The 11,458-nt window shown below is 62.6% G+C and carries 11 protein-coding genes; 3 read left to right on the forward strand and 8 right to left on the reverse strand.

Annotated features, from left to right (window positions below; all coding sequences use genetic code 11):
* The first annotated feature begins 172 nt into the window (after positions 1-172).
* Complete coding sequence (locus ASB58_RS02855; RefSeq protein WP_118129278.1) at positions 173-1,030, forward strand: universal stress protein; 858 nt, start codon at positions 173-175, stop codon at positions 1,028-1,030.
* Positions 1,031-1,042: 12 nt separating this feature from the next.
* Here the strand turns inward: ASB58_RS02855 and holA are convergent, their stop codons facing one another.
* The 3 genes from holA to leuS are packed head-to-tail and all read right to left on the reverse strand — an operon-like array spanning position 1,043 to position 5,251.
* The gene (gene holA / locus ASB58_RS02860) at positions 1,043-2,071 is read right to left on the reverse strand and encodes a DNA polymerase III subunit delta (RefSeq protein ID WP_096003480.1); all 1,029 of its coding nucleotides are present in this window, start codon (positions 2,069-2,071) and stop codon (positions 1,043-1,045) included.
* A 7-nt stretch (positions 2,072-2,078) separates the two neighbouring features.
* Positions 2,079-2,624, reverse strand: a complete 546-nt coding sequence (locus ASB58_RS02865; protein WP_096003481.1) for an LPS-assembly lipoprotein LptE — start codon at positions 2,622-2,624, stop codon at positions 2,079-2,081.
* Positions 2,625-2,644: 20 nt separating this feature from the next.
* The gene (gene leuS, locus ASB58_RS02870; protein ID WP_096003482.1) at positions 2,645-5,251 is read right to left on the reverse strand and encodes a leucine--tRNA ligase; all 2,607 of its coding nucleotides are present in this window, start codon (positions 5,249-5,251) and stop codon (positions 2,645-2,647) included.
* A gap of 204 nt (positions 5,252-5,455) precedes the next feature.
* On the opposite strand from leuS, the gene ASB58_RS02875 reads away from it, so the two are divergent.
* Positions 5,456-5,689, forward strand: a complete 234-nt coding sequence (locus ASB58_RS02875; RefSeq protein WP_096003483.1) for a hypothetical protein — start codon at positions 5,456-5,458, stop codon at positions 5,687-5,689.
* Here ASB58_RS02875 and lnt read toward each other — a convergent pair.
* The 5 genes from lnt to miaB all read right to left on the reverse strand — a co-directional run bounded on the left by lnt (position 5,648) and on the right by miaB (position 10,943).
* A complete protein-coding gene (gene lnt, locus ASB58_RS02880; protein WP_118129279.1) occupies positions 5,648-7,171 on the reverse strand; it encodes an apolipoprotein N-acyltransferase in 1,524 nt (507 codons plus the stop codon). The genes ASB58_RS02875 and lnt overlap by 42 nt on opposite strands.
* Before the next feature lie 24 nt (positions 7,172-7,195).
* Positions 7,196-8,035 (reverse strand): CorC family transporter, encoded by an 840-nt coding sequence (locus tag ASB58_RS02885; protein WP_096003485.1) that lies wholly within the window; start codon positions 8,033-8,035, stop codon positions 7,196-7,198.
* A 6-nt stretch (positions 8,036-8,041) separates the two neighbouring features.
* Entirely contained in the window at positions 8,042-8,500 is a 459-nt protein-coding gene (ybeY, locus tag ASB58_RS02890) for an rRNA maturation RNase YbeY (RefSeq protein ID WP_096003486.1), read from the reverse strand.
* Positions 8,490-9,506 (reverse strand): PhoH family protein, encoded by a 1,017-nt coding sequence (locus tag ASB58_RS02895; RefSeq protein ID WP_096003487.1) that lies wholly within the window; start codon positions 9,504-9,506, stop codon positions 8,490-8,492. Before ASB58_RS02895 ends, ybeY begins: the two co-directional genes overlap by 11 nt.
* Positions 9,507-9,614: 108 nt before the next feature.
* Entirely contained in the window at positions 9,615-10,943 is a 1,329-nt protein-coding gene (gene miaB, locus ASB58_RS02900; RefSeq protein ID WP_096003488.1) for a tRNA (N6-isopentenyl adenosine(37)-C2)-methylthiotransferase MiaB, read from the reverse strand.
* Between the two features lie 147 nt (positions 10,944-11,090).
* Here miaB and ASB58_RS02905 point away from each other — a divergent pair, with 147 nt between their 5' ends.
* Complete coding sequence (locus tag ASB58_RS02905) at positions 11,091-11,420, forward strand: DUF1820 family protein (RefSeq protein WP_096003489.1); 330 nt, start codon at positions 11,091-11,093, stop codon at positions 11,418-11,420.
* Positions 11,421-11,458: the final 38 nt, after the last annotated feature.

Genomic DNA, 11,458 nt, shown 5'->3' on the forward strand with positions numbered 1-11,458 from the left:
GCAGGCGCAACCTCGGCGACCCCACCCGCAGGGACGGGGCCATTTTTCGGCCAGTCTGCGTTGTTGGTCGCTTGTGTGGAATGACCACACTGCACTCCCTCCGCCTTGCCTGGCCGAAAAATGGCCTCCGGCAGGCGGGTGAACGAAACGTCAACAGACCCTGGAGGGCAACATGAACGAATCACGGATATTGGCCTGTATCGACGGCTCGGCGGCCAGCGAAGCGGTCTGTGACTATGCCGCCTGGGCCAGTTTGCGGTTGGCGGCTCCCCTTGCCCTGCTGCATGTGCTGGAGCCCGTCGCGGGCTCAGCTCCAGCCGATCTGTCCGGCAGCATCGGTCTGGGCAGTCGCGAGCTGCTGCTCAATGAGCTGGCCGAGCTGGACGAGCGGCGCGCCCGGCTACTGCGCGAGCAGGGCAAGCTGATGCTGGATGCCGCCTGTGAGCGGGTGCGCGCCGATGGCGTTGCCGAACCGTTGCTGCGCCAGCGTCATGGCCGGCTGGTAGATACCCTGCAGGAGCTGGAGTCAGAGGTACGGCTGCTGGTGATGGGGCGCCAGGGCGAGGCCTGCAGCAGCGCGGCGAGCCAGGTCGGCAGTCAGTTGGAGAGCGTGATTCGCACGCTGCACCGCCCGGTGCTGGTGACCACGGGGACGTATCGCGCGCCGCAGCGCGTGCTGGTCGCGTTTGATAACAGCCCGAGTGTGCGCAAGGGGCTTGATGTACTGTTGCAGAGTCCGTTGCTACGTGGGTTGTCGATTCATCTGCTGATGGTGGGCGCCGATACCGCAGATTCTCGTGAAGCAATCGAGGCGGCGCGCAGACAGTTGCATGAGGCCGGGTTCGATACCAGTGCGGCGATTCGCGCCGGCGAGGTCGAAGACGTGCTGCTCGACTATCGCCGCGAACAGCAGATGGACCTGATCGTGATGGGTGCCTACGGCCACTCGCGGATTCGGCGTTTTCTGGTAGGCAGTACCACCACGGCCATGCTGCAGCGCACCGACTGTCCGTTACTGCTGCTGCGCTGATTGACGTTCTCTCTAAAGCGGCAGGCGAGCGCCGGCCGCTTCAACCAGAATGCGCGCCAAGCCATCCCAGGGTGAACCCGGCGCCTGTCCCTTGATTTGTTCATCCACGGTTTGCGCGGCATTCAGCCAGCGCTCCCAGGCATCTGCCGGGTGGCGTTGCAGGGCGCCGCGCAGCAATGGCTTGCGCTTGTCCCAGACCGGCGGGCGCTGACTGGAAAACACTTTGTCCAGCGGGATGCCGCGCGCCTGCTGCTGCGCCATGTCGGTCAGCGAGCGTAGCTCGCGGCTGACCGCCCAAAGCACCACAGGTGCCTCGACGCCCTCGCCGCGCAGCCCCTGCAGCATACGCAAGGCATGCTGTGGCTGGCCCTGCAACATGGCATCGCTGAGGTGGAAGATATCAAAGCGCGCGCTGTCGGCCACGACCTGTTGAACCGTGTCCAGCGTCAGTTGCCCCTGAGGGCAGTACAGCTTGAGCTTTTCGATCTCCTGGGCGGCGGCCAGCAGGTTGCCTTCTACCCGGGCGCTGAGCAGCTCCACGGCGTCCGGGCTGGCCTGCAGGCCAGCCTGGGCCAGACGGTCACGAATCCAGGTGGGTAGTTGCTGCGGCTCGATCGGCCAGATTTGCACAAACCGGCTGTCGGCGTGCTCGATCAAGGCCTTGGCCCACTTGCTGCGCTGGGTGCTGCCGTCCAGCTTGGGCAGGCTGATCAGCAGGGTGGTGTCTTCGGCGGGTTGCTCTAAATAGGCAAGCAGGGCCTTGGCGCCGGCGTCGCCGGGCTTGCCCGAAGGCAGGCGCAGCTCCAGCAATCGCTTCTGGGCGAACAGTGACAGGCTGTGGCTGGCTTCATAGAGTTGCGCCCAGTCAAAGCTGCGGTCTACATCAAAGACCTGACGTTCTTCGCTACCGGCGGCGCGGCAGGCCTGGCGAATCAGGTCGCAGGCCTCGCCGCAGAGCAGCGGATCATCGCCACTGACCACGTAGACCGGCGCCAGCTCGTCCTTGAGCTGCTTGCCCAGCTGGGGCGCGTTGAGCTTCATGCGACGCTCAGTTTTCCTGCTGGTTAAGGCGAGACTCGTAGCTCGACAGCTGGCCTTCGGTGATGCTGGACAGGCGGAACAGCAACTGCCGGGTCAGGTCCTGGCGCATCTCCCGGCGCAGCAGTTCCTCTTCCTCGGTGGTGCCGATGATGTTGTCCTTGTCATTGACGTAGGTGCGCTGCGTGCCCAGTGTTTCCGGGCCGATCAGCGGTCGGCCCTGACGGTCGGCGATCTGGAACGTCAGGCTGCTGCTCAGTTCGTACTCGGCCGGAGTCGAGCTGCTGGTATAGCTGACGGCGCGGCGGCCCTGGTTTTCTTCCAGCAGCTGCAGTTGGTAGGGCGCTGTTGGGGTCACTTTTACCCCGTCAATTTCCAGCGCCTGCAGTACCTGCTGGTAGGTTGGTCCATAGCGGTTGTGGGCGCTGACATCGAGCTGGTTCAGCTCAACGCTGTCGACACCAGTGCCGCGCAGGTGGAACCCGCAGCCGGAGGCGAGCAGGGTCGCGCCGAGAACGGCGCAGCTGAGCAGCAATCTGGGTGTGGTCAGTGACATCTTGGCTCTCCGTTGCAAAATCAGTTGGCGACAATGTTGACCAGCTTGCCGGGGACGACGATGACCTTGCGGATCGTCAGCCCTTCGGTAAAGCGCAGCACATTCTCGTTGTCCCGTGCGGTGGCTTCAATCAGCTCGCGGCTGGCATCGGCGGCGACTTCAATATGACCGCGCAGCTTGCCGTTGACCTGAATCACCAGTTGCAGGCTGTCCTGAACCAGTGCGCTCTCGTCGACCTGCGGCCAGCGGGCATCGATGATGGCATCGCTGTGACCCAGTGACTGCCAGAGGCTGTGGCTGATGTGCGGGGCAATCGGGGCCAGCACCAGGGCGACAGTCTCCAGGCCTTCCTGCAGCAGCGCGCGGTCCTGCTCGGCGTCCTGCGGGGCTTTTTCGAGCACGTTCATCAGGGTCATGACGGCGGCGATGGCGGTGTTGAACTTGTGGTGCTGGCCAATATCCTGGCTGGCCTGCTTGATGGCCAGGTGAATGGCGCGGCGCACGGCTTTCTGCTCGTCACTCAGGCTGCCGAGGTCGGCTTTGCCGGCCGGGCCCTTGGCGTGATGCTGCTGGCTCAGGCGCCAGACGCGGCGCAGGAAGCGCTGGGCGCCTTCAACGCCGGAGTCGGACCATTCCAGGCTCATGTCCGGCGGCGAGGCGAACATCATGAACAGGCGGCAGGTATCGGCACCGTACTGGTCGATCATGGCCTGCGGGTCAACGCCGTTGTTCTTCGACTTGGACATCTTCTCGGTGCCGCCAATCTCCACCGGCTGGCCGTCGCTGCGCAGGGTGGCGGCAACAATCTTGCCCTTGCCGTCGCGCTCGATATCTACATCGGCCGGGTTGAACCAGGTCTTGGAGCCGTTGGCTTCAAGGCGGTAGTAGGTGTCGGCAAGAACCATGCCCTGGGTCAGCAGGTTCTTGAACGGCTCGTTGCTGTTGACCAGGCCCTCGTCGCGCATCAGCTTGTGGAAGAAGCGGGCGTAGAGCAGGTGCAAAATGGCGTGTTCGATACCACCGATGTACTGGTCCACCGGCAGCCAGTGATTGGCGGCAGCCGGATCGACCATGCCCTGGTCGTACTGCGGGCTGGCGTAGCGCGCGTAATACCAGGAGCTCTCGACGAAGGTATCCATGGTGTCGGTTTCGCGCTTGGCCGCGGCGCCGCACTTCGGGCAGGTGCACTCGTAAAATTCGGGCATCTTCGCCAGCGGGCTGCCGGCGCCATCGGGAATCACGTCTTCGGGCAGTACGACCGGCAGCTGATCGTCCGGTACCGGTACGTCGCCACAGCTGTCGCAGTGGATGATCGGAATCGGGCAGCCCCAGTAACGCTGGCGGCTGATACCCCAGTCACGCAGGCGGAACTGGGTGCGCGGCTCGCCCAGGCCTTTCTGCTTCAGCACTTCGCCAATGGCGGTGAAGGCGCTGTCGTAGTCCAGGCCGTCAAATTCTTCGGAGTTGATCAGCTCGCCTTTCTCGCCGTAGGCGTCTTGCCAAGGCTCAGGCGTGGCGTCGCCGGCGGAGGTGCGGATAACCGGCTTGATCGGCAGGCGGTATTTGCTGGCAAAGGCAAAGTCGCGCTCATCATGCGCCGGCACAGCCATCACGGCGCCTTCGCCGTAACCCATGAGTACGTAGTTAGCGACCCATACCGGCAGTTTCTCGCCGGTCAGCGGGTGCAGTACGTACAGGGGGGTTGGCAGGCCTTTCTTCTCCTGGGTGGCAATATCCGCTTCGGCCACGCCGCCGCGCTTGCACTCATCGATAAAGGCTTGCAGCTCGGCGTTGCCCTCGGCGGCCTGGGTGGCCAGCGGATGCTCTGCCGCTACGGCAACGTAGGTCGCGCCCATCAGGGTATCGGGGCGGGTGGTGAAGACCTTGAGAGTTCCGTCGTGGCCGATGCTGGCGGTGTCGTACGGGAACTGGACTTCCATGCCTACTGACTTGCCGATCCAGTTGCGCTGCATGGTCTTGACCTGCTCGGGCCAGCCGGTCAGCTCGTCGAGCGAGCTGAGCAGCTCCTCGGCGTAATTGGTGATCGCGAAGTAGTACATCGGGATTTCGCGCTTCTCGATGACTGCGCCACTGCGCCAGCCTTTGCCGTCAATGACCTGCTCGTTGGCCAGCACGGTCTGGTCGACCGGGTCCCAGTTCACCGTACCGTTCTTGCGGTAGATGATGCCTTTCTCGAACAGGCGGGTGAACAGCCACTGCTCCCAGCGATAGTAGTCGGGTTTGCAGGTGGCGATTTCGCGTGTCCAGTCGATGGCCAGGCCCAGGCTTTTCAGCTGGGTGCGCATGTAATCGATGTTCGAGTAGGTCCAGGCAGCCGGGGCAACCTTGTTGTTCATCGCGGCGTTTTCCGCCGGCATGCCGAACGCATCCCAGCCCATGGGCTGCAGCACATTCTTGCCTTGCATCCGCTGATAGCGGGCGATCACGTCACCGATGGTGTAGTTGCGCACGTGCCCCATGTGTAGCTTGCCGCTCGGGTAGGGAAACATCGACAGGCAGTAGTAGGTGTCCTGCCCCGGGGTTTCGCTGACCTTGAAGGCCTCGGCGTTATCCCAGTCAGCCTGGGCGGCGGCTTCTATCTCACTCGGTGAATACTGTTCTTGCATGGCGTGGGTCTGGTGACTCGTACGGAGGAAAAAGGAATGGGGCAGGATACACCACCCGGCGCGGCTCAGGTAGTCGCGTTGCCATTCGTCGTCAGGTCGCCGGCGACCGCTCTGCGGCGTCTATTCTCTAGGAAAGCCCGACCCTAACGGTCGGACATAAGCGTCGGGAGGTGACAGCACATGTGCGCAGCAATATCAGAGACAATGCTCAGTCGGCCTGGCGACAGCGGCTATGGCCGGCTGTTGCGACGACTTGATCAGGCTCTGGACATGGCGCACACCCGACAGTGGATGGGCGGCGAGGCCGAGCCATCGGAGCTGGAGTTGAAAGGGCTGAGCGAAGCAGATCTGCGCCTGTTGCAACAAATACTCTGTGCGCTGGCCGAGCGCACGCCCTTACCGGGCGTGTTGCCGCCGGCGCAGGACACACGGCACTAGGATCAGCAGTGCCAGGGCAATCAGTGGCCAGCTGCGCCAGCGCAGGTAGGGCGTCAGGCCGGTCATGGGCTGCACTTCACCGATCAGCACCTCCTGCTGGAACTGCGGTATGCGCTGACGGATGCTGCCGCGTGGATCAATCAGCGCGGTCACGCCGTTGTTGGTAGCGCGGATCATCCAGCGCTGGGCCTCAATGGCGCGCATCTGTGCCATCTGCAGGTGCTGCAGCGGGCCAATCGAAGAACCGAACCAGCTGTCATTGCTGATGGTGATCAACAGCTCGCTCTGCGCTGCCAGTCGTGCAGCAAAATCGGGGTAGACGGCCTCATAGCAGATCAGCGGGGCCAGGGCGTAGCCGGCAGCCTGCAATGGCGGCTGGTCGGCCGGGCCGCGGCTGAAGCTGGACATGGGCAGGTCGAAGAAATCGATCAGCCCGCGCAGTAGTCCTTCCAGTGGTACGTACTCGCCAAAGGGCACCAGTTTTTGTTTCAGGTACTGGCTGCGTGGCTCGCTGCCGCCGACCATGATGCCGTTGTATATGCGCAGGCCATCGGCATCCTGGGTGTCCACCGGAATGCCGGTGATCAGCGTGCGGCCCTCTTCGGCCAGATTGGCGGCAATGCCGTCGACGAAATACTGGCCCTGGCTCTGCAGGATAGGGACGGCCGTTTCTGGCCAGACCACCAGATCGGTAGGTGGCTGGGCGTAGGTCAGGTCGCGATACAGCTCCAGGGTGCGGGTAATGTAGGCCGGGTCCCATTTATTGGACTGGGCGATATTGGCTTGTACCAGGTTGACGCTCAGGCGTTTTCCGGTCGGCTGGGTCCAGTCGATGTAGGACAGTAGCAGGCCGCCGCCCCAGATAACGCCGAACAGCAGCGCCGCGCCGAGCAGCTGCAGCGGCTTGCGTGCCAGGCGCCATTCGCTCAGCAGGCAGGCCATGAAGATCGACAGCACGCCCAGCAGCCAGACGCCGCCCACTGGCGCCCAGCCGGCCAGCCAGGTGTGGCTGTGGGCGTAGCCGTGATACAGCCAGGGGAAGCCGGTCAGGAACCAGCTGCGAAACATCTCCTGGACAAACCACAGCAGGGCAAAGGTCAGGCTGCCGTGCCAAGCGCCCTGCGGGCGCAGGAAGCGTGCCCAGAGCCAGGCCATCAGGGCGAAGAAGCACGCCAGTCCCAGCTCCAGGCCGCCGGTCAGGAAGGCTGCCAGCGGCGGCGAGGCGTTGCCGTGCAGGTGGATGCTGATGTAGATCCAGGACACCCCGGAGGTAAACAACCCGAGGCCCCAGGCACCGCCGCGCAGAGCTGCCTGCTTGGGTGCGATCTCTTTCAGGCCCTGATACAGCAGCGCCACCGAGAGCATGCCCAGCGGCCAGAGGTTGTAGGGCGCGAAAGACAGCGTGCTGAGCGCGCCGGCGACCAGCGCAATCAAGTGGCCGACGAGGCCGGGGCCGCGCAGGCGGCTCAGCAGGGCGTGCATGGGGTGTTCCTTATCGCGATGGACTCAGCGGTTGACCAGGGTGACGCGCAGCAGGTGAACCCGGCGGCTGTCGGCGTTCAGGACGCGAACGCGGAAACCATCCAGCTCGACCACTTCATTGCGCTTGGGCAGGTGGCCAAAGGCGTTCATCACCAGGCCGCCGACCGTATCGAACTCTTCGTCGGGGAAGCTGGTGTCGAAGTGCTCGTTGAATTCGTCGATGGGCGTCAGACCCTTGACCAGATAGTCGCCGCTGGGCAGCGGCTTGATCTGGCTGTCTTCGTCGACATCGTGCTCGTCTTCAATGTCGCCGACAATCTGCTCCAGCACGTCCTCGATGGTCACCAGGCCGGCAACGCCGCCGTACTCGTCGATGACCACGGCCATATGGTTGCGGGTGGCACGAAACTCTTTCAGCAGCACATTCAGACGCTTGGACTCGGGCACAAAGGTGGCCGGGCGCAGGATGTCCTTGATGTTGAAGCGTTCGGTATTGTCTTCCAGCAGCAGCGGGAGCAGGTCCTTGGCCAGCAGCACGCCGAGCACATCGTCGATGCTCTCGCCGATGACCGGGAAGCGCGAGTGCGCCGCTTCGATCACCGCCGGCAGGAATTCACGCGGGCTTTGGGTTGCCTTGATGGTGGTCATCTGCGAGCGCGGCACCATGATGTCGCGAACCTGCATGTCGGAGACCTGCAGTGCACCTTCGATGATCGACAGGGCCTCAATATCCAGGACCTCGTTGCTGTGCGCCTCGCGCAGCAGCTCGAGCAGTTCCTGGCGGTTCTTGGGTTCATGGACAAAAGCCTGGACCAGCTTATCCAGCCACGACTTATGCCCGTTGGTCGATCGATCTTCGCTCATTGATCCTTACTCATCATCGTCAAGATAGGGGTCGGCTATGCCGAGTTCTGCCAGCAATTCCCGTTCCAGGCTTTCCATTTCCTCGGCCTCATCGTCTTCGATGTGATCATAGCCGAGCAGGTGCAGGCAGCCGTGGATAACCATGTGCGCCCAATGGGCGTGCAGCGGTTTGCGTTGTTCGATGGCTTCGCGGGCCACCACGGGAACGCAGATAACCAGATCGCCCAGTAGCGGCAAATCCAGTTCGGCAGGCAGGTCAGCGGGAAAGGACAGTACGTTGGTGGCGTAGTCCTTGCCCCGATAGGTGTGGTTCAGCTGGCGGCCCTCGTCGGCGTCCACCAGGCGAATGGTCAGTTCTCGGTCGGTACCGGCGCCCAGTGCCAGTCCGACCCAGCGTATGAAGCTGTCGTCGTCAGGCTGATCTGGGGCGCCGGAGGCGCGCTGGATATCCAGCTCAATGCTCATCACGGCGTTCTCGACGGGCGCTTTCCTGCAGTGCATCAAAGCGGTCATAGGCTTCAACAATGCGCTGTACCAGCGGATGACGTACGACGTCCTTGGACTGGAAGTGAGTAAAGCCGATGCCGTTGACGCCCTTGAGGACCTCGGTGACGTGTGCCAGGCCCGAGCGCGTGCCGCGCGGCAGGTCAACCTGGGTGATATCGCCGGTGATAACCGCGGTCGAGCCGAAGCCGATACGGGTAAGGAACATCTTCATCTGTTCCAGCGTCGTGTTCTGCGACTCGTCGAGGATGATGAAGCTGTTGTTCAGGGTGCGGCCGCGCATGTACGCCAGCGGGGCAATCTCGATCACCTGCTTCTCGATCAGTTTGGCAACCTGCTCAAAGCCAAGCATTTCATACAGTGCGTCATACAGCGGGCGCAGGTAGGGATCGATTTTCTGGGCCAGGTCGCCCGGCAGGAAGCCGAGTTTCTCGCCGGCTTCGACCGCCGGGCGCACCAGCAGAATGCGTCGCACCTGTTCACGCTCCAATGCGTCAACCGCGCAGGCGACGGCGAGGTAGGTCTTGCCGGTGCCGGCCGGACCGATACCGAAATTGATGTCGTGCTCCTGGATGGAGCGCACGTAATTCTGCTGATTCGGACCGCGCGGCTGGATGGTCATCTTGCGCGTGCGCAGGATCACCGGCTTTTGGTTGCTGCCCCCCGTACTCAGCGTTTCGCTCAGGCTCTCCAGACCCGACTCCTGCAGATACAGGTGCACGGTATCGGGGCTCAGGGCGTCGTTATCACGCGTTTCGCGATACAGCTGGCGCAATACGGCCTCGGCGGCGCGGGTCAGCGACTCGTCGCCAATCAGCTCGAAGTGATTGCCGCGATTGCGCACCTCAATGCCGAGACGCTGCTCGATCAGGTGGAGATTTTCATCGAACTGGCCGCAAAGGCTGGCAAAACGACGGGGGTCGACGGGTTCAATGCTGAAGCGATGTATGTGTGCGGATGCGTTCAAAATGGTCCAGATGGCGCCGTGTGGCTAAAGGGCGTACAGCATAACGCTCAGGCGTAACAAGCTACAAGCAGCAAGCCGCAAGTTGACCCGGCTCGGGCTGCTTGAAGCTTAAGGCTTGCTGCTTGCAGCTGTGAGTTCACCTCTGAGCGAATGCGGCAGCGCTTCGAGGATCTCGACGTCGACAAATTGACCGATCAGACCGGGGTTGTCGCAACGGAAGTTGACGACGCGGTTGTGCTCGGTGCGGCCCTGCAGCATGCCTGGGTCCTTCTTGGAGAAGTCGCTGACCAGGATGCGCTGGGTGGTGCCGACCATACGGCGGCTGTTCTCGAAGCCCTGCTGGTTCAGGCGGGCCTGGAGAATCTGCAGGCGCTGCTTTTTCACCTCCATCGGCGTGTCGTCGTTGAGGTCGGCGGCCGGGGTGCCTGGGCGTGCGCTGTAGACAAAGGAGTAGGAAAAGTCGAAGCCGACATCCTCGACCAGCTTCATGGTCTGCTCGAAATCACGGTCGGTTTCGCCCGGGAAGCCGATGATGAAGTCGGAGCTTAGGATGATGTCCGGCACGGCTGCTTTCAGCTTGCGGATGCGCGACTTGTACTCCAGCGCGGTGTGGTTGCGCTTCATCGCTGCCAGCACGCGGTCGGAGCCCGATTGCACCGGCAGGTGCAGGTATTTCACCAGCTTGGGAATCTCGGCGTGGGCCTGGATGATGGCGTCGGAGAATTCCAGCGGGTGGCTGGTGGTGTAGCGAATGCGTTCGATCCCGTCGATCGCGGCAACCGCGTGCAGCAGGTCCGCAAAGTCGGTACCGTCAAAGCGGTAGCCGTTGACGTTCTGACCTAGCAGGGTGACTTCCTTGACGCCGTTCTCGGCCAGGTGAAGGATCTCGCTGAGCACGTCCGCCAGCGGGCGGCTGACTTCTTCGCCGCGGGTGTAGGGCACCACGCAGAAGCTGCAGTACTTGCTGCAGCCTTCCATGATGGAGACAAAGGCGGTCGGGCCGTCCACGCGGGGCTCGGGCAGGGCGTCGAACTTTTCGATCTCGGGGAAGCTGACGTCCACCTGCGGCTGGTGGGTGGTGCGTGCGGCGTCGATCATCTCGGGCAGGCGGTGCAGCGTCTGCGGGCCGAACACCACGTCCACGTAGGACGCGCGGTCACGGATCGCGCTGCCTTCCTGGCTGGCGACGCAGCCGCCAACGCCGATAATCAGTTCCGGATTCTTCTCTTTTAGCGGACGCCAGCGCCCCAGCTCGGAAAAGACCTTTTCCTGCGCCTTCTCGCGGATCGAGCAGGTATTGAGCAGAATGACATCCGCCTCGTCGGGGTTGTCAGTCAGCTCCATTGCCTGGTGGTCGCCGAGCAGGTCTGCCATGCGCGAGCTGTCATACTCGTTCATCTGGCAGCCGTGGGTCTGGATAAAGAGTTTCTTGGCCATGGGAATGTGCTGGGGGCTGGAAAAAGGGGCGATTATACACACAAGCGCCTGCCTTTGTTATGCCGGCCCCTGTGCTATGATGCGCGCCCGCCGAGCGGTCCTGCTCTGGCGTTCCTTCATATATGTCAACCTGTTGATCAAGCCGCCATGAGTAAAGAACAGCCACCGGTCTTCCGAGTCATCTTCCAGAACCAGGGACAGGTTTTCGAGCTGTACGCCCAGCAGATTTTCCAGAGTGAGCTGTGGGGCTTCATGGAAATAGAAGAGCTGATTTTTGGCGAGCGCTCACAAATGCTGGTTGATCCAGCCGAAGAGAAGCTCAAGAGTCAGTTCGAAGGCGTCAAGCGCAGCTTTATCCCGGTGCACTCAATCATTCGTATCGATGAGGTGGAGCGGGTAGGGACCGCCAAGATCAGCGAGGCGACCAGCACCGGCAATATCATGCATTTCCCGATGCCGCCGCGTAGCGACAAGTAACTAGGGTCTGTTGACGCTTCGTTCACCCTCCTGTTGTA

The organism is Pseudomonas abyssi (genome assembly GCF_003444685.1).
Lineage (GTDB): Bacteria > Pseudomonadota > Gammaproteobacteria > Pseudomonadales > Pseudomonadaceae > Halopseudomonas > Halopseudomonas abyssi.